We start from the raw sequence: 18,861 nt of genomic DNA, 5'->3' as shown, positions 1-18,861 counted from the left end.
ATGAACACTACTTTAATTGTCCATGCTGGTTCTGAATCGGCCCTTTCATCGCATCATGCCATCTGGCGTCCGGCTGCGGGTTTAGCCGCTGTGATGCTGGTGACTTGTGGTCTGGTTTATAGCGGCAGTGTTACAGGTTTAGCTGGCCTGTTATTTCCACAACAAGCCACTGGCTCTTTAGTGCTGGTTGATGGCAAAGCTGTAGGTTCGGCGTTAATAGCCCAGCCTTTTAGCAGTGATGTCTATTTTCATGGCCGTCCAAGCAGCGTCAATACCGACCCTATGTCGACTGGCGGTAGTAACTTAGCGCCGTCCAACCCTGCTTTACGCGACAGAGTAGCGGCAGAGAGTGCTGTACTGACAGAGCGTTATCAGTTGGCAGCCACTGAACTGCCCATAGATTTATTGGCAAGCTCTGGCTCTGGTGTCGACCCACATATTTCGCCTGAAGCTGCAGCTTTGCAGTTAAAGCGGGTGGCCGCTGCACGCAGCATCCCTTCAGATTTGTTGAATAAATTAGTTGAACAACAAACAGAAGCGCCACAGTGGGGCATTTTTGGCCAGCCACGAGTCAATGTGTTGTTGCTTAATCTGGCGTTGGATAAAGATTTTCCGCTGCAGCAAAGTGGCGGCTCAGCTTCTGCGCAATAAAAAGTGACAGAAATTAGTTTCAGGTTTGGTGTTTAACGGGACACCAAACCGCTGTGGGGCTGAATCCTAACCTGTTCAGTTCTCACAGTTTTTCTCCCGCTTTAATCAGGAATTATTATGCGTTATCTAGTATCGACTTTAAGTGCGGCCATTCTGAGTTCAGGCCTGTTATTCGTCAGCCCGCTTCAGGCGGAAACAGTCAATAGTACGGGCTCTGTGTTGTTGATTTCAGATTATTTATACCGCGGTATTTCACAAACCGATGAAGGCCCTGCATTGCAGGGTAGCCTGACGTTGGCCACTGAATCTGGTTGGTATGCCAGTGCCTGGGGTTCGAATATTAAATTTGGTCAAGGCAGCATGGAGCTGGATATTTCTGCTGGCCGCAGCTTTGCTGTAGCCCCGGACTGGACAGTGGATTTGGGCCTGATGCAATACCGTTACCCGAAAGGTGATAACAGCACCGATCAATTTAACTTTATCGAAGGTTACGGCAAGCTGATTTATCAGGACTGGACTTTTGGGCTGGCGCTGACCGACGATTATTTTGGCGCTGGTGTGGGTAAATTCTGGTACTTAAGCGCTGACTGGAATCAGCAACTCACAGAGCAGCTGCAGCTGCAATGGCATCTGGGCTACAATAAGTTTGCTAATACATTGGAATTTAAAAACTTTTTAGCTTCAGCAAGCGAAGATGGTTCAGGCTATACCGATTGGGGTATCAAGCTAAACACTACTCAACTGGGCCTGAATTGGTCTGTAGGTTACGCCGGAACTTCTGTGAGCAGCGCGGCGTGCAGCGACCTTTGTGATAGTCGCTTCCTTATTAGCGTCGGCAAAAACTTCTAAAGGAAAGAATCCGTGGTAACAGACTCCCGCAGACAACAAGCTGATGCGCTGCTAAAAAACCTGCAACAGCAGCAGGGTGGCCAGCTGAAGATCTTTTTAGGTGCCGCGCCTGGTGTAGGTAAAACCTGCGCCATGCTTAATGCTGCCCGCGAGCGCATGCAACAAGGCACAGCAGTGATGGTGGGGCTGGTAGAAACTCATGGCCGCGCTGACACAGAAGCGTTGTTGCAAGGCTTTGAGCTGTTACCACGGCGTCAGTTGGATTATCAGGGCCAACAGTTAACCGAATTTGATTTAGATGCTGCTTTAGCCGCCAGACCGGCCCTGTTGCTGGTGGACGAGCTGGCGCACAGTAATATTCCGGGTAGCCGGCATAAAAGGCGTTATCAGGATATTGCCGAGTTATTGGCCGCTGGCATAGATGTGTACACCACGATCAATGTGCAGCATATTGCCAGCCTGAACGATTTAGTGTTGCAAATCAGTGGCATTCGGGTGAAGGAAACAGTACCGGATCAGTTTATCGACAGTGCACAGCAATTAGTTTTTGTCGATTTAGCGCCCAATCACCTGCTGGAGCGTTTGCAGCAAGGCAAGGTCTATGTAGCGGATTATGCCGCTTTGGCGGTGAAGCAGTTTTTCCAGCTGGAAACCTTAACAGCGCTGCGTGAAATGGCGATGAAGCTGGTGATGAGCCATGTGGATGCCCAGTTAAAAACCGAGCAGGACGCCAAAGCCCGTGGCAGTGATTATCTGATTCAGGATAAATTGCTGGTGCTGATCTCCAACCGCCGCGACCATGAATACCTGATCCGCATTGGTCGCCGTGTTGCCGAAAAACGTCAGATGCCTTGGGTGGTGGTCTGGGTCGATACCGGGCAAATGCAGTATCAGTCGACACAACAACGCTTACAGTCGGCCTTTGCCTTAGCGCGTGAACTTGGCGCTCAGACCGATATTTTGCGTGGCCCTTCTACTTTACAGACCATTTTGCCTTACATCACTGAGCATCGTATTAACGCTGTGCTGGTGGGTGCTGGCACAAAACGCGTGATGCAACCCTGGCGTAAGCCCTTGTACCAACAACTGATTAATAGCGGTTTACCACTGGAAGTGTCGGTGTATCGCTCTGGCGAATCGACCCAACAAACCAGAGTGTCAGCGCCCGCTTCAGGCACCTTTGGCCAAAAAGCCGGTTATGCTTTTGGTGCACTTTTTACCGCAGCCGCCAGTGCTTTGGCTTTAGCTTTGGACCAATGGCTGCAAAGTGGCAATCTGGTGCTGATTTTTGTGTTGGCTGTGGTGCTTTGTGGTCTGAAATATGGCGCCCGCCCTGCTATTTTTACCGCGCTGTTGTCGTTTTTCAGCTTTAACTTTTTCCTGACCGAACCTTATTTCACCTTTAATGTGAATAAAAACGATGATGTCGCCACGCTGATTTTTATGCTGGTGATAGGTATGACTTGTGGCCCGGCCGCCTCGCGTATCAGGCAGCAATTGTTGCTACTCAAAGAAGCCAACAGATACTCAGAATTACAACGGGATTTTGCTCAGCAACTGACAGTGATCCATCAAACCGATGAACTCTGGACTATTTTGGCCACTCAATTAACTCAGGCGCTACGCTGCCCTGTCCATCTGGTCAGTTTTGATTCAGAGCAGCAGCTTATACCTGCGCTAAATCAGCCTTTGCTGGCCTTGGATCAGGCGATGATTGATTGGTCCAGACGGCATCAGCAAATGGCCGGACGTTTTAGCGATACCCTCAATGCCAGCCAGTGGACAGCTTTGCCATTGGTTGTGCAAGGTAAAACTATCGCCGTCATAGTGCTGCAGTTTCCCGCGACTGTGCAGGTACTAAGGCCAGACGACAGAGATTTAATGGCGACTTTAAGCCAGCAGGCAGTCAGTGTCTGGCAGCGCATTAGCCTGAATACGGAACTGGAGAGCTCGAAACTTAAAGCTGAAATGGAGCAATTGCGTTCGGCTTTATTGTCTTCTGTCTCGCACGATTTACGCTCACCGCTGGCCGCCATGATGGGTTCCGCTGAGAGTTTACAGGTGCTGGACCAGCAGTTATCTAAAGAAGATCGGAATGAGCTGTTAAGCACCATCCTGCTGGAAAGTCAGCGGTTGGACAGGTATATCCAAAACCTGCTGGATATGACGCGTTTAGGGCACGGCACCTTAAAGCTGGAACGGGATTGGGTGTCAGTGGCCGATATTATTGGCAGTGCCAAACAACGTTTAAAGCGCTTTTTCCCGCAAGTAGAGGTGGAATACGAAGCTGCGCCGGATTTACCTTTACTCTATGCCCATGCCGCTTTGCTGGAACAAGGGCTGTTTAATATTCTGGAAAATGCGGCTAAATACAGCCCTGATGGGGAGCCTGTGCGGGTTTGGGTTAGTCAGCAAGGCAAAGTCTGCCGCATTGAAATTGAAGACAGTGGCCCTGGTATTCCGGAAGCGCTGCGGGAAAAAGTCTTTGATATGTTTTATGTGGTGGCCGACGGCGACAGTAAAAGGCACAATACCGGTATGGGGCTGGCGATTTGTCGTGGCATGATTGGTGCGCACGGAGGTTCAGTCAAAGCCACCTCAGCCCGTGTTGGCACTGGTTCACGTTTTATCGTCGAATTGCCTTTGCCTGAAATCCAAGCAGGAGACTAACCCTATTGTCCGCCCGAATTCTGGTTGTTGATGACGAAATGCAAATCCGAAAAATGCTGCGGATTGCGTTAAAAAGTGTCGGTTATGACGTGACTGAGGCTGATTCAGTCGAGTCTGGTCTGGCGGCTTTAGTGCGCCAGCAGCCGGATTTGTTGGTGCTGGATTTAGGTTTGCCCGATGGCGACGGTCTGGATTTATTAAGCGAATTACGCAGTTTTTCCAAGGTTCCTGTTATTGTTTTGTCAGTGCGTAATGGTGACTCCGACAAAATCAAAGCTTTGGATATAGGCGCTCAGGACTACGTCACTAAACCTTTTAGTGTTGAAGAGTTGCTGGCGCGGGTGCGGGCACAATTACGCGACCGTTTACCGGATAAAACCCCTGCAGTGCTGGATGATGGTTATCTGCATATAGATCTGGCCCGCCGTCTGGTGACCTGCAAAGCTGTGGAAGTGGAACTGACGCCCAAAGAATATGCGGTGTTGGCTACTTTGGCGCAGCACAGGCAATGCGTGATCACACAAAAACAGCTACTGGAACAAATTTGGGGCCCAACCCATGGTCAGGACACCCATTATTTACGTATTGTGATCAGCCACTTACGACAAAAAATAGGCGACGACCCCACCGAACCCAAGTATCTGAAAACCGAAGCAGGGATAGGTTATCGCCTGATGTTGTAGCTGGGTTTTGGCTGGTTTAGCCTGCCACTGCGGCCGGGTCCATCCAGAAAAACTCCCAGATATGACCATCTAAATCCAGCACTGAGCGGCCATACATAAAACCTAAATCCTGTTTGGCATTAATATCAGCTGTACCACCAGCTTTAGCCGCTGCATTACACACTTGATCCACTGCTGCTTTGTTGTCACAACTTAAAGCCAGCATCACCTCGCTGCTGCCTGAGTCTGGGATCGGTCTTTGAGTAAAACTTTGCCATTTGGCATGAGTTAATAACATCACGTAAATATGCTCGCTCCAGACCATACAAGCTGCTGTGTCGTCGCTGAACTGCATATTCTGGCTAAAGCCCAGCGCCTGATAAAATTCGATTGAAGCAGCTAAGTTGCTGCAGGGTAAATTAACAAAAAGCATTTTGGCCATAAAGCCCTCCTGTTGATATGAACTGACCGCGGTTTCACTGTCTTTCACACCTTAGTCGGTTCAGGTTCAAAAAAATCGACAAGAGATGCGGGATTTTTTAGTTTCAGACGATCCTTTTACCTGGGCTCCGTGGTTTTTTCGTGGCGATTGAGCTGTTGGTAATAGGGAAAAGTCAGGCTAAAGCAGGTGCCTTTGCCCATTTCTGATTCAAAGTCGATAGTACCTTGCATCATTTCTACCAGAGTCTTACTGATATTTAAGCCCAAACCAGAACCCTGATTGCTGCGGCTGTCGGAGCTGTCGGCCTGAGCAAACTTTTGGAAAATTTTGCTGCGAAAGGATTCGGCAATACCAGCACCCTGATCTTTTACTTTGATCACAAGGTGTTGATCCTGCAGCTGATAACTTAACTTCACCACGGAGTGACTGGGGGAAAATTTAATTGCATTAGAGATTAAGTTCGACAAAATTTGCAGCAAACGGAATTTGTCCTGATACAAATAGACTGGAGTTGCGTCTGTGGGAGCTACTAAATCCAGCCGTACTGAGTATTTATCGGCATAGGCCTGATTTTGCAGTTTGGCTTCTTGCAGCAAGGCCAACACTTCCACTTCTGCCGGTTGCAGTTTCAACTGGCCAAATTCCAGCTTTTCAATATCCAGAATATCGTTGACTAAGCGTGCCAGTCTGTCTGTATTGGTTTTGGCAATCTGCACCAACTGTTGTGCCTGAGGAGGTAATTCACCAACCACACCACCCGCCAATAAACCTAAAGAACCGTTGATTGAGGTCAGGGGCGTGCGCAGTTCATGACTGACAGTAGAGATAAATTCACTTTTCATTCTGTCTATTTTTTTGCGTTCACGTAAATCGTGCAACATCAGGGTATACAAATGTTTATCTGCTATATCTACCCTGCTTAAGCCCATTTCCAGCGGGATTTGCTGGCCGTCCTGGCTTAAGCCTGTAACTTCAACGGTGTGGCCCACCCATAAATTCAGTTGGTCCACTGTTAAAGGTTGCAGCAATTGATGATTTTTATGTTCAGGTAAACAGGCCAATAACTTACTGACAGGCTGGCGTAACAGCGAGGGCATGGCGTAACCAAACAGCAAAGAGGTTTCTTTATTCACCCGCTCAATAAGGCCTTGCTGGTCGACTATCACTATAGACTCAATGGCGTTATCCAGAATCGAGCTCAGTTCCTTAGTACGCTGGGTGATCAAATGTTCAATACGAGCCGAACGACCAGTCAAAACCAGCAGGAATATCCCCAGCAGGCTACATAACACCAGGCCACCTGTTAACACATACCAGCTTTGCTGGCCTGAACTGAGGTTCAGCATGGCTTTACTGGGCACCAATTGCAGTTCCAGTGAGCGCCCTGCATGCGACCATTGTCGGGTCCAGGTCAGAGAACTGGCCTGAGCCGGTAATTCAGGCAACGAGCTGTAATAGGGCAGGCCTGTGCCTAAATCTCTGATATGTAAATGAAACTCTGAGGTGTTGTACTGGCTTAAACTGGTTTTCACCAGTTCTGAGGTTTCAAAAATACCGCAGATAAAACCACGAATTTGTGTGCGTTTTTCATCAAGGCTTTTTGGAACCACCCCCTGCTGATAGACAGGAATAAAAAACATTAAAGCTGCATTACCACTGACCAGTCGCACTGGCGCCGTGATGCTGATACTGCCCGAATCCCTCGCATAATCCATGGCTTCTTTTCGCACCGGATCTGCAGCTAAATCCAGACCTGCCAGAGACTTATCACCAGAGGCCGAAGCCAGATACCGAATCACGCTATAGTCTGAACGTTGGGCAGCAGGCCTTACTCCGGGGTTGGCATATTCTTTAAAACCTGTTTGCAGTTGTGCTTCCACTGCTGTGCGTTGTTGATGCGGCACCAGCTCTACCCAGTCAAAAAACAGTACACCCGCTTCATGCCAGGGGTAGTCCTCTAAAAACTGCTGAAACATAACTTCTGTGACTTCAGTTTGAGTGGCAAACAGTCGTTCAAGCATTTGCATTTGCTGCAGCACTTTACTGACCCTGAATTGAAAAGTGGCGCTGATTTGTTCTGATTGATCAAAGAACTTTTGCTGCTGGCTCTGGTGTTGTTGAAAGCGGGCAAGCACAAACAAAGCCACCACCAAAGCAGTACAGACCAACAAAGGTAAACCGACGGTGAGCCAGCGAGCACGCCATAAAGGACGGGGCTTGGCAAATAACATAAACACCAGAGGAATGGCGATCATCACGCCAATCATGTCGCCAATCCACCAGGTAAACCAGTTGATTCCGGTGTTATCAGAAGTGACCAAATCAAACTGCTGCAACACCAGAGTGGATAAACCAGAGCTGATGAAGCAAGCAAAAGGACCTGCCAGCACAAAAAGCCAGAGTATGCTTTTTTCATAGGTCAGGGCGCTGTGAAAATTGGCGAAACGACGCACAGTGCTTAAAGCAAAAGCGACAGTCAAAGCTGTGATGGCAGCCATGCTTAAGCTGTAGACTATTTTATCTGACCAGGTTAAATCTGCTGGCCAGTCGGGCTGAACCAGCTTAAAAACCAGCGAACCTAAAAAGGCACCGGCCAGCATCGGGTAACCCCATAACAATGCTGCGGCAATAGCTATACCCAAAGAAGGAAATACAGAAGTCGCCATACCCGGGGCTACTGCCAGCAAAATAGCCAGTTGGCCGAAAACAAAATAAGTAATGGCCAGCAGAAAGATGCGCAACAGCGTCAAACTTGGAGTTGAAATTTTAATCAATGCTGACACTTCACCAAAGCAGGCACCGGTTTATTCCGGTAAAACCTTAGCTTACTCTGTGACTGGTAGAAAACAAATGCTCCAGCCTTTGCTTTTTTGGGAAAACTGCGGTTAAATTAACTGTTTTTTCATACAGTATTTTGTTGGGCTTATAGCATGCGTCTATTTATAGCGGAAAAACCCAGTATGGCCCGTGCTATTGCCGATGCCTTTGGGGCACATCAAAAGCAGCAGGGTTATCTGCAGCTCAATAATGGCGATAAAGTCAGTTGGTGTCTTGGCCATTTGTTAGAGCAGGCCGAACCCGAAGCTTATGATCCGGTATTTAAAAGCTGGCGGCTGGAGCATTTACCTATTCTGCCCGATCAATGGAAGCTGGTACCTAAAACACAAAGCAAAGCTCAGCTGAAAATACTGACCCAACTGATTAAAGAAGCCACTGAACTGGTGCATGCCGGCGATCCGGATCGGGAAGGCCAGTTGCTGGTGGATGAAGTGCTGCAACACAGCAAAATCAGCCAAACCAAACTGAAGCAAACCAAAAGGTTACTGTTAAACGATTTAACCCCTGCTGCTGTGCGCCTGGCGTTGCAGCAGTTAAAAATGAATTCTGAATTTGCGCCTTTGTCGCAAAGCGCTCTGGCGCGTAGCAGAGCCGACTGGCTGTATGGCATTAATTTAACCCGTGCTTATACCTTACATGGTCAGAAGCAAGGTTATCAGGGCGTGTTGTCTGTCGGCCGGGTGCAAACCCCGGTGTTAGGTTTAGTAGTGCAACGTGACTTGCAGATCGAAAACTTTGTCAGCCGTGACTTCTATCAGGTGAAGGCACATTTAACAGGCGCCGACTGGCCTTTTACTGCCATCTGGCAACCCAGTGAAGCCTGCGCCCCTTATCAGGATGAAGAAGGCCGGGTACTGAACCGGGAACTGGCTGAACTGGTGCAACGCAAAACCAGTCATCAACCTGCTGTGGTGGAACAGGTGCAGCAGCAACCGAAAAAACAGTACGCGCCTTTGCCTTTTAGTTTGTCGGCTTTGCAAATTGAAGCGGCAAAACTTTATGGCATGACAGCACAACAAGTGCTGGATACCTGTCAGCAATTGTATGAACGCCATCAACTCATTACTTATCCACGTTCGGATTGCAGGCATTTGCCAGAGCAGCAATTTAGCCAGTCTGCAGCTGTATGCCGCGCTATAACAGCCAACAGCCCGGAGCTGGCAGAAATTCAGCAGCAGGCCAGTATGAGCCTGCGCAGCAAAGCCTGGGATGACAGTAAAATCACGGCTCACCACGCTATTATCCCGACCGACAAAGCGTTGAAGTCAGCCAGTCTGAATACGTTTGAAGCCAAACTCTATTGGCTGATAGCGCGGCAGTTTTTATGGCAGTTTTTTCCGCCATACTGCTATCTTGAGCAGCAAGCGCTGATTAAAATTGCCGGAGGTTTGTTTAAAGCTCAGGCACGTCAGGTGCAGTCCCTGGGCTGGAAAGCTTTTTATAAAGCTAATCAAAAAGAAGATCAGGACGAAGAAGCAGATGAACTGCAGACATTACCACCTTTAACTAAAGGCCAACCATTGCAGTCGGGTCAGTCAGAATTGCTGTCAAAACAAACTCAGCCTCCGGCTTATTTTACTGATGCTACTTTATTGGCGGCTATGACGGGGATCAGCCGCTTTGTGACCGATCCAGAGCTTAAACGTATCTTAAAAGAAACCGCAGGTTTAGGTACTGAAGCCACCCGTGCCGGAATTCTGGAGTTGTTATTTAAACGGGGTTATTTGCAGCGTCAGGGTAAACAAATTCGTGCCAGCCAGTTAGGCCGCGTTTTTATTCAAAGTTTGCCACAACGTATTACAGCACCGGATTTAACCGCCTTATGGGAAGCCCAGCTGGAACAGATTTGCCATCAGCAACAAGACTATCCGCACTTTATGGCACAGTTGCAGCCAGAAATTACCAAGCTGGTGCAACAGGCACAGGTGTCTGCTGAAATAGCCAAAACTGCGGCTCCACAAAAACCAGCTTATAAGAAAAAAAGACGATTTCCTGCTGCAGGATCCGCAGCTAAACGAGTTAAGAAAGTGGCTTAGTTCGTTACCAACTGCAATGGCACAAGCTTAAGCTCTGGCTCTGTGATTCACGTCGGATTACTGTAAAATCTATGTTGAAAAAATCGTAATGCTGATCGCTTTTTGATTTAGAACGATACTGGGAATTTTGAAATTAATCTGCTTGCTCAAACAGCTCCAGAGGACTGATTAAGTATTGACTGACCTCGGAATATCCAGATACCTCTTTTTATACTACAGGCGATATACTTACTGAGACGGGAGATAAGTCTCAGTAAGTATTCGGTATCCTTAAAAATTTAGCGGTATGTTTATTTTTTCAAAACTATAGACACTGCTTTTGTCTCTGTATCATAAACAATACTATCTATATCGCGTGCATCTAAAAGACCAAAAATAGTCGCAATATGCTCACTTGAGTTTTCGTACTCGTTGTAAAGATATGCGTCAACATGATTTTTGATCCTGTCTATCACTAACACACCTTGTACGTTTTCATCAGGTGTATAAAACCGAACAATTTGATGGTTCTCGTCATCCAGAGCTTGAGCCTGTTCAAAAATTGAAACGTTGTTTTCTTTTCGCATTACCTCAATTGGAAGATCAGATAATTCAATCACAGGTTGAGTACCGCCGCCACCACCACCACCGCTACCAGGGAGTGATTGTCTGGTAACGACCAGATCTTTGGTTACCGTTTTAGCACCATTTGAACATGCCAAAGTAAATTTTGTGTTTCCGAATGGCACAGTGACATTATACCCAAAACCGCTGGTTGAGACATTTGCTGTTATACCCATGCCGCTGAGCTTGCATTGGGATACATTTTGCGTTGACCAATAAAGACCAGTATTCCCTTGATTTAAATTACCATGACCAAAGTGTGTAATTTGAGGAGCTTTAGGGTCTCCAGGGTATGCGGTAAGAGTAAAGGATTTAGTCGTATTTACTGCTACCCCGTCATCTCCAATACATTTTAAGTGAAACGCTTGCGTCGTTCCTGCGCCATTACTCCACTCATAATTCCACTCATAGGATGATGGTACCGATGCAACTGTGGGGTAAGAATTGTTACCCATAAACAATGCGCACGATTGAGTATTTCTATGAGTAATTTTTAACGGATATTTCATACCGACATAAATACCTGATGGGAAAGACATGGTAATGACAGGCGCTGCTGTAAATTGGAGATCGGTAATGATCTCCTGATAGTAAACAGGATCAGGGTTAGGTGGTATAGGTCCGTAGAAGCCGCAATGAACCCTGGCTTTAATGGTTTTACTGGCTATTAAATTAAATGAAATGTCACTAAAGATATGGTTGGAAGAAAGCCCAGGTAAACCGCTAACAGAGCAAAGGTGTGTAGAAGGGCGGGGGTTTTTGTACACAAACTTTACATTAGAGCCCTCTACTGCTTTTGCTGGATAAAACCCTGATTCTTCTGCATGTACAGCTACACTAAATGTGGCCAATACGAATGTCAGTAGTAAAAAAAACAACTTCATATGCAATCCTTACTCATTGTTATTAACGTTTTTTGCGCCTTAAGGCATCAATGAGTTAACCATTTTTTCCTTTTTGGAAAAGTAATTAAGTGTAATTCGCAACTTCTTGGAGATGTACAGGGGGTATTTGAAGTGGCGCACTAATTAACCGGAGATCGGTGTAACGGGCAATCTACAAAAACAGCTGCGCTTCATCTGAGCTGGTTGCAAGTGCGCTTTAGAAGGGATGCTTAATGCTAAGATATCAGCAATAGTCGCTAAAACGACCTCCCAAAAAAACTGGCCTATAAGAAAAGACGTTTTCCTGCTGCTGGAGTTGCAGGGAAAAGAGTTCACAAAGTTGTTTAGTTCGTAACTAAGTGTAATGGGGCTGGATTGCTGAGCCCGACTGAATTAAAGTCGGGTGACTTTCTTTCAGGGATCCTTGTGATGTTTAAAAAAACTATACTAACAACCACTTTTGCCGCCGCTTTAGCTTTCACCAGTCAACAGGCTGACGCCACCATCGTATTGGTTGAAACCAATATGGGTGATTTTGAAATTAACCTGTTTGACCAAACTACACCAAAAACTGTGGCTAACTTTCTGTCCTACGTCAACGACGGGTCTTATAACAATGCTGTATTCCACAGGTCAATAAAAGACTTTGTGGTACAGACAGGTCAGCGCTACAGCGGCAATAACACAATGCCTTTAGTTGATATTCCGCAACGAGCCGAGGTAGAAAACGAGCCAAAATTGTCTAATGTGCGTGGTACTGTGGCTATGGCAAAAAGGGCAAATCTTCCGAATAGTGCAACGAATCATTGGTATGTGAATGTTGTCAACAACTCCAGCCATCTGGACAGAGACAATGGTGGTTATACTGTGTTTGGTGTCGTGACTGGCACTGGCCTTTCGATTATTGAAAGTATTAATAATCTGTATGTACCAGGTGGATCTGGCCCTTTTGGACAAACTCCGCTGCGTAACTACAGCGCCACAGATTTCGGCAATAATATCGCTATTACCGCCAACAATCTGGTTGTGATTGAAAAAATTACTGTGATCAACGACAGTCCAACTACAGCTGCTAATCTGAATCCGACGCCAAATACTTTGGCAGGCCAGGAGACTGACAGCGGTTCTTCAGGTGGTGGTTCAATGGGCTCCGCTTTATTGCTGGCGTTAGCTGGTCTGGCTTTTTGGCGTCGCCGTAAAGTTTAATCTGAATAGATTAGAAATTCTGTTGGATTAAAGACGGGCGCGGATAAACCGTGCCCCTACAGTTCTGTCGAATCAGGCAGGTTGTTGTCGTAAGTGACGGGTTAATAACTCACCTGCCTGCTGAATATGCTGTTGTAGTAAAGCCACCGCAGCATCCAATTGTTGCGTTCGCAGTAACTCAAGCAGTTCCCGGTGTTCCTGATGACTGGTATCTGCGTAATTCAGACTTATTTCCTGAAAACCTAAATAGCGCTCCACTTGCTGGTGCAGGCTATGCAGCAACCGTAGCAAATGTGGGCAATGGCTTGCCTGATATAACATCAGATGAAACTGCCAGTTGAGTGCGCCTCTGTCTGCGGCAGATAAATGCTGGTCCTGTTCTATCTGCTGTAATAAATCTTCAGCCTGCCCAAGCAGACTAAAAGTGAGCTGGGGAAAAGCACGACGCAGCGCCATAGGCTCGAGCTGTAAGCGAATTTGATACAACTCTTCAGCTTCTTCTGCTGTTAAAGGCGGTACCATTAAGCTGGCTTTGCCCGCCATCACCAGCAAGGCTTCAGCTTTTAATTGCTGCAACGCATCGCGCACCGGAATACGGCTCACCTGATAATAATCCGATAACTTTTGCTGATTCAGCACTGCACCTGCAGGCCAAATTCCCTGACGAATATCTTGTTTTAACTGCTGGTATAAACTGGCTTTGGTCATATTAACTGGCCTTTTTTTGTGGCAGTTTTAACATCAGTGCACAACATAAACCAGCCACTAACCCCCAAAAAGCTGAGGCTATACCAAAAAAGCTGACGCCTGAAACTGTTACCAGCAAAGTGACTACTGCAGCTTCTCTGTGTGGCCCAGCTTGTGTGGTTAAGGCTAAATTAGTTCCTATAGTGCCAAGCAAAGCCAAACCTGCCAAAGCTGTAACTAAAGTAGTTGGAAAGGCGGCAAATAAAGCCACCACAGCTGCACCGGCCAAGCCAGTCAGTAAATAAAAGATACCAGCGGCCACACCAGCGCTGTATCTTTTTGCCGGATCAGTATGAGCTTCAGGGCTGGCACAAATGGCTGCAGTAATAGCAGCTAAATTAATAGAAAAAGCCCCTAAAGGTGCCAGCACTATAGTAGTCACAGCGCTGGCGTTAATCAGTGGTGATACTGGCAGGTTGTAACCGCTACTTTTAAATACAGCTAAACCCGGAATATTTTGCGAGGTTAAAGTGACAATAAACAGCGGCAAACCTACGCCAATTAAAGCCTTGATGGACCATTCTGGCCAAATCCAGATTGGTGCAGGCCAGTCAAAATGCACTTGCGCCAGGCTGAGCTGGCCTTGCACGCTGGCATAAAGCACGGCCACCACCAACACCAACGGAATAGCATACCGGGGCAAGTACTGTTTACTGACCAGATAAGTAGCGCACATCAGCCCCACCAGCCATAAATCCTGCTGCAAAGAGGTAAATATCGACAAACCAAAGTTAAATAAAATACCAGCCAGCATGGCAGAGGCTATTTGTAGCGGAATTTTATTGCTGAGTTTTTCAAACCAGCCCGTCAGGCCAAGTAATAAACTTAAAGCTGCAGCGAAAATAAACACGCCCACTGCTTCGGCTAAACTCAGGCCCTGCAAACTGCTGACTAAAAGTGCAGCTCCCGGAGTGGACCAGGCCGTTAGTAGTGGCGCTTTGAAATACAAGGACAAACCAATACAGGTGAAGCCCATGCCAAGGCCCAGGGCTAAAATCCAGGATGCCATCACCGCCTGATCAGCGCCCGCCGCAGCTGCAGCCTGAAATACAATAGCCACAGAGCTGGCAAAACCAACCAATACAGCCACAAAACCAGCAGCTATGGCTGATAAGCTAAAGTCGCGCCACATAAATCTTTACCTGAATAAGTGCTTTTGAATACATTAATTTAATTTGTATACAAATCCAAGTGGTAGCTCCGTACTTTATCGCCCTGTGATGTCTTTTTTTCCTCTATTGCTTGAACAAGCCGGTGAATTAGCTTAAGAAAGTAGCCAGGACAGCCGGAGTTATGGAGTATTGATGGGCATGAAAACTGTATTACTGGTTGAGGATGATGAACTGATCGGCAAGTTGTTAGTTTTTATTTTGCAACGTGATGGTTATCAGGTGGAGTGGCTGAAAGATGGTCAGCAGGCGCAGGAACTGGTGTTATCTGGTCGCGACTTCAGTGCTGTGGTGCTGGATTTAATGTTGCCCTTTTTTGATGGTTTATTTTTACTTGAATTGATCCGCAATCAATCCAGCATGGCTAAAGTGCCAGTGTTAATTCTGACGTCCAAAATGGGGGAAGAAGATATAGCTCTTGCTCTGAAAAAAGGTGCAGATGATTATTTGGTTAAACCCTTTCAGCCACCTGAGCTAAGTGCTCGTTTGCGTCGTCTTATAGGAAAGCAAGGATGATCAAAAGCTTAGTTTTAGGGCTGGCTGCCTTAGCGCCACTGGTTTGTGTGGCAGCTGAAAGTTATCAACTGGAAACAGGGGCAGGTTATGAGCAACTGTCGGACAGTTTTGCCGATGGCTCATTTTATTATGCCGGTTTACGTCATGCGGCCACAGATTATGGTTGGGGCGCTCGCTGGCAGCGCAGTAAGCGGTTTGATTTGGAGGATCAGGAATGGTTGACGGATGGTTATTATAAAATCAGTGACAACCTGACCTGGTTGGGGCAAGCCGGTTACAGCCCACAAAACAGAGTGCGGCCCGAACTCTCAATTGGCAGCCAGTTAGCCTGGCAATGGAGCAAAGGCTGGGTTATTACTCCTGGGGTATCTGTTTCCAATGACGATCAGCAAGACAGCCGCAGCTATAGCCTGATGAATGAACATTACAGTGGTTCATGGCGTTATGCTTATACCTTGTATCACTCCAGACCTGAAGATACTGGCTCAGCCAATACTCATGTACTGCAAGCGAGTTATTACTTTAACGATACCGATTCGCTCACTGCCTTGTTGGTCAAAGGTAAAGAACTGGAACGTTTGCCTAACCGTGTGTTGGTGATGGATGTCACCCGCATTGGCTTATTTGGCCAATTCTCTTTTGCCACCGACTGGAGCCTGTTGTACAACCTGAGCTGGTCTGAACAAGATGTGTTATACGAAAAAACCGAGGTGGGTTTAGGTGTCCGATACACACTCTGATGTGATAGTGCAGCTGGTTTGGTACAGCAGCGCTGTGTTATTACTGATGACACTCTTGCTGCTGGTGCTGACTTTATTCATGCATTATGAAAGACGGCAGCGTGACAAAAGTCGCCAGCAGGCCACAGAACAATGGACGCCTATACTGTTTTCCTGGATTTATTCGCCGGACGAAAATACAGGGCCCTTGCCACAATTGACTGCTGAAGGTTTTGGTTTTGTAGTGCAATTATGGTTGCAGTTGGAACAAACAGTGCGAGGCAGTGCATCCAGTCGTCTGGCCGAACTGGCACAACAACTGAATTTAATTCCAGTGATGAAGCAATGGCTGCATGGCTACAGCACAGATAAAAAACTCACCGCCATTATGGCGCTGGGCATAGTGCAGGAGAAATCTGCATTTGCTGATTTGATCCCTCATGTACTGGACAAACGTACTATTTTTTCGCTGGTGGCGGCCAGAGCTTTATTGGCCATAGATCCAAAACTGGGTTTACCTGTGATTTTGAGTCAAATTCACCGGGACGATTGGTCGGTCAGCCGACTGGCAGGTTTGCTGGTGCGCTTGCCTCATGATTTGCTGGTGAGGTCCATTACTGAATGCGCTGAAAAAGCCACTGCCAAAGAGTTGAGGCGCTTGATTAAACTGATGCATATTTTGTCACCCATCGATAGCCAGCCTTTGATCCAGCAAGCTTTAGTGCACTACCCGGATGAAATGGAACTGTTGACCACAGCTTTTGCCTGCGCAGTATCGCCCGATTTATTGCCATTATTACGCCAGCAGGTCGACAATCCGCAGTGGGAAGTCCGGGTGCAGTTAGCCAAAGCTCTGGCCCGGCTAGGCGACAGTTCGGATGGACCTTTGTTACTAAAGATGTTGTCGGATTCCAGCTGGTGGGTGCGTTATCGTGCGGCACAAAGTTTGGTTGCCTTGCCTGGCGTTGAGGGTGAGCAGCTACAACAGTGGCAACAACAACTGACAGACCCTTTTGCTATCGCTATTTTGTTGCAGGTGAAGGAAGAACAACAGCGTCAACAGCAAGGAAGAACCTGATGGCAAACGACTGGTTGCAGCAGAGCATAGATTTGACTCATCAATGGATACAGCAATTGGATCTGGCCCCTTGGTTGGTGCCTTTACAATGGCTGTTGGTCGGTTATTTTGTCTGTTTGTCTGCGGGTTACCTGATCCTGAATTTAGTGGCTTTGTTGGTGATGCGCAGCCATATCCAGTCGGCCCGCACTGAGCTGCTACCAGCCAGCTACGCCAGTTTTTTAACCCCTATTTCTGTGCTGGTGCCTGCCTACAACGAACAGGAAACCATTGCCAGTTCGGTCTTGTCATTATTGCAATTGACCTACCCTGAATACGAAGTGATCGTCATCAATGATGGCTCAAAAGATGAAACCTTACAGGTGCTGAAAGACAGTTTTGCTTTAACTTTGTCATCAGCCACTTGCCCTTTACGTTTACCTTGTCAGCAAATTCGCGGTATTTATCAGTCCAGCCGCTACCCAAACTTAAAAGTGATAGATAAAGCCAATGGCGGTAAAGCGGATGCGTTAAACGCCGGGGTGAATTTATCGCGTTTTCCGCTGTTTTGTGGTGTAGACGCCGACTCTATTTTGCAACGCGACAGCTTACTGCGCATTATCCGGCCTTTTCTGGAAGATCCAAACGCCATTGCCGCAGGCGGAACTGTACGTATCGCGAATGGCTGTCAGGTGAAAGATGGTTTGTTATTAAAAGCGGCTTTACCCAATAAACTATTGCCGCAACTGCAAATAGTCGAATACCTGCGTGGTTTCTTGTTTGGTCGTTTGGGCTGGTCGTCTTTAAACGCTTTATTGATCATCAGTGGAGCTTTTGGTTTGTTTAAAAAAGACCTGGTGATTGAAGTCGGTGGTTACCGGCATAAAACCATAGGCGAAGATATGGAGCTGGTGGTGCGGATGCACAAACATATGCGGCTGAATAACCGCAAATACCGCATTTATTTTATTCCTGATCCTGTTTGCTGGACTGAAGCGCCGGAAGATCTGGCTACACTTGCACAGCAGCGCGTGCGCTGGCAAAGGGGGTTGCTGGAAAGTTTAAGTGCCAATATGTCTTTGTTATTTCATAGGAAATCTGGAGCTGTTGGCTGGTTAGCTTTTCCGTTTGCTTTGTTATTTGAAGCCTTAGGCCCTGCGCTGGAAGTGCTGGGGTATTTGTTTATGTTATTTACCTGGTTGGCAGGCTGGTTAGACCCGGCCGCTTTAGTAGCCTTTTTAGTGGTGACTATAGGTTTTGGCATACTGATTTCTGTAGTAGCGCTGGTGCTGGAAGAAATGTCGTACCCTGTCTATCCGGGCGGGCGCAGCATTATGCGGTTGTTTTTAATGGCAGTGCTGGAGAACTTTGGTTATCGCCAACTGAATTCCTGGTGGCGTTTAAAAGGTTTATGGCTGTGGGCACGCAACAGCAAAAGCACTTGGGGCACAATGAAACGTTCAGGTAAATGGCAAAATACCAAATAGCACTGTGTGATTAGTGAGGTTTAAATTGTTGTACTGGCTCGGCCTGTCTTCTAAAGCGCTTTAAACAGCCAGCACAAATGCAGCTATTTTGATCCGGCACCTGCGCCAGCAGCTCAGCCGGAAACTCTTGCTGCATACACCAGCACTGGTTCTGCTCAGCAGTGCCTGCTTTGCATAAATTAGCTTGCTGACATAAAGGGCATAGTTGCTCTGACATAAAAATGCTCTATTTTGGTTTAGCTTTACTATACCTCAATCAGCGCCTGAACCCGCTTAAATCATTAAGTGTTGGCGGATGATTTTTGTTATGCTCTTGCACATTAAA

16 protein-coding genes are annotated in these 18,861 nt (G+C 47.1%); 10 read left to right on the top strand and 6 right to left on the bottom strand.

The genetic code is table 11. The features are described from left to right. The 4 genes from kdpC (at position 1) to P3C17_RS09510 (ending at position 4,853) form a co-directional block, all read left to right on the top strand. Positions 1-651 (top strand): potassium-transporting ATPase subunit KdpC, encoded by a 651-nt coding sequence (kdpC, locus tag P3C17_RS09525; protein WP_300929217.1) that lies wholly within the window; start codon positions 1-3, stop codon positions 649-651. A gap of 117 nt (positions 652-768) precedes the next feature. Continuing rightward, complete coding sequence (locus P3C17_RS09520; RefSeq protein ID WP_300929216.1) at positions 769-1,500, top strand: TorF family putative porin; 732 nt, start codon at positions 769-771, stop codon at positions 1,498-1,500. A 12-nt stretch (positions 1,501-1,512) separates the two neighbouring features. Next, entirely contained in the window at positions 1,513-4,170 is a 2,658-nt protein-coding gene (locus tag P3C17_RS09515) for a sensor histidine kinase KdpD (protein WP_300929215.1), read from the top strand. 5 nt (positions 4,171-4,175) lie between these two features. Beyond that, on the top strand, positions 4,176-4,853 hold the full coding sequence (locus P3C17_RS09510; RefSeq protein WP_300929214.1) for a response regulator: 678 nt from the start codon (positions 4,176-4,178) through the stop codon (positions 4,851-4,853). A 16-nt stretch (positions 4,854-4,869) separates the two neighbouring features. On the opposite strand, the gene P3C17_RS09505 is transcribed toward P3C17_RS09510, so the two are convergent. Together P3C17_RS09505 and P3C17_RS09500 are read right to left on the bottom strand one after the other, a co-directional pair. Next, positions 4,870-5,274: a VOC family protein gene (locus P3C17_RS09505; RefSeq protein WP_300929213.1), complete on the bottom strand. Its 405-nt coding sequence runs from the start codon at positions 5,272-5,274 to the stop codon at positions 4,870-4,872. A 116-nt stretch (positions 5,275-5,390) separates the two neighbouring features. After that, positions 5,391-8,048, bottom strand: coding sequence for a CHASE domain-containing protein (locus P3C17_RS09500; protein ID WP_300929212.1), 2,658 nt, complete (start codon positions 8,046-8,048; stop codon positions 5,391-5,393). Positions 8,049-8,204: 156 nt separating this feature from the next. Here P3C17_RS09500 and P3C17_RS09495 point away from each other — a divergent pair, with 156 nt between their 5' ends. Next, on the top strand, positions 8,205-10,148 hold the full coding sequence (locus tag P3C17_RS09495) for a DNA topoisomerase III (protein ID WP_300929211.1): 1,944 nt from the start codon (positions 8,205-8,207) through the stop codon (positions 10,146-10,148). 290 nt (positions 10,149-10,438) lie between these two features. Here P3C17_RS09495 and P3C17_RS09490 read toward each other — a convergent pair whose 3' ends face one another. Continuing rightward, the gene (locus P3C17_RS09490) at positions 10,439-11,635 is read right to left on the bottom strand and encodes a hypothetical protein (RefSeq protein WP_300929210.1); all 1,197 of its coding nucleotides are present in this window, start codon (positions 11,633-11,635) and stop codon (positions 10,439-10,441) included. A 429-nt stretch (positions 11,636-12,064) separates the two neighbouring features. Between P3C17_RS09490 and P3C17_RS09485 the strand changes: the two genes are divergently transcribed. Continuing rightward, the gene (locus P3C17_RS09485) at positions 12,065-12,841 is read left to right on the top strand and encodes a peptidylprolyl isomerase (protein WP_300929209.1); all 777 of its coding nucleotides are present in this window, start codon (positions 12,065-12,067) and stop codon (positions 12,839-12,841) included. A gap of 72 nt (positions 12,842-12,913) precedes the next feature. On the opposite strand, the gene P3C17_RS09480 is transcribed toward P3C17_RS09485, so the two are convergent. Then, complete coding sequence (locus tag P3C17_RS09480) at positions 12,914-13,549, bottom strand: GntR family transcriptional regulator (RefSeq protein WP_300929208.1); 636 nt, start codon at positions 13,547-13,549, stop codon at positions 12,914-12,916. Between the two features lies 1 nt (position 13,550). Further along, entirely contained in the window at positions 13,551-14,720 is a 1,170-nt protein-coding gene (locus P3C17_RS09475; RefSeq protein ID WP_300929207.1) for a benzoate/H(+) symporter BenE family transporter, read from the bottom strand. A gap of 178 nt (positions 14,721-14,898) precedes the next feature. Between P3C17_RS09475 and P3C17_RS09470 the strand changes: the two genes are divergently transcribed. From P3C17_RS09470 to P3C17_RS09455, 4 genes are read left to right on the top strand one after another with little or no spacing between them, the layout of a single operon-like run. Beyond that, positions 14,899-15,273 (top strand): response regulator, encoded by a 375-nt coding sequence (locus P3C17_RS09470; RefSeq protein WP_300929206.1) that lies wholly within the window; start codon positions 14,899-14,901, stop codon positions 15,271-15,273. Further along, positions 15,270-16,013, top strand: a complete 744-nt coding sequence (locus P3C17_RS09465) for a YaiO family outer membrane beta-barrel protein (RefSeq protein WP_300929205.1) — start codon at positions 15,270-15,272, stop codon at positions 16,011-16,013. The genes P3C17_RS09470 and P3C17_RS09465 overlap by 4 nt, the downstream gene beginning before the upstream one ends. Continuing rightward, complete coding sequence (locus P3C17_RS09460) at positions 15,994-17,070, top strand: HEAT repeat domain-containing protein (RefSeq protein WP_300929204.1); 1,077 nt, start codon at positions 15,994-15,996, stop codon at positions 17,068-17,070. Before P3C17_RS09465 ends, P3C17_RS09460 begins: the two co-directional genes overlap by 20 nt. Next, positions 17,070-18,536, top strand: a complete 1,467-nt coding sequence (locus P3C17_RS09455) for a glycosyltransferase (protein WP_300929203.1) — start codon at positions 17,070-17,072, stop codon at positions 18,534-18,536. The genes P3C17_RS09460 and P3C17_RS09455 overlap by 1 nt, the downstream gene beginning before the upstream one ends. 10 nt (positions 18,537-18,546) lie before the next feature. Here the strand turns inward: P3C17_RS09455 and P3C17_RS09450 are convergent, their stop codons facing one another. After that, positions 18,547-18,753, bottom strand: a complete 207-nt coding sequence (locus tag P3C17_RS09450) for a cysteine-rich CWC family protein (protein WP_300929202.1) — start codon at positions 18,751-18,753, stop codon at positions 18,547-18,549. Between the last annotated feature and the right edge of the window lie 108 nt (positions 18,754-18,861).

The sequence above is a fragment of the Rheinheimera sp. 1928-s genome (assembly GCF_029269265.1).
Taxonomy (GTDB): Bacteria; Pseudomonadota; Gammaproteobacteria; order Enterobacterales; family Alteromonadaceae; genus Pararheinheimera.
Note: the sequence above shows the minus strand (reverse complement) of the source record. Positions and strands in the feature narration are given on the sequence as shown.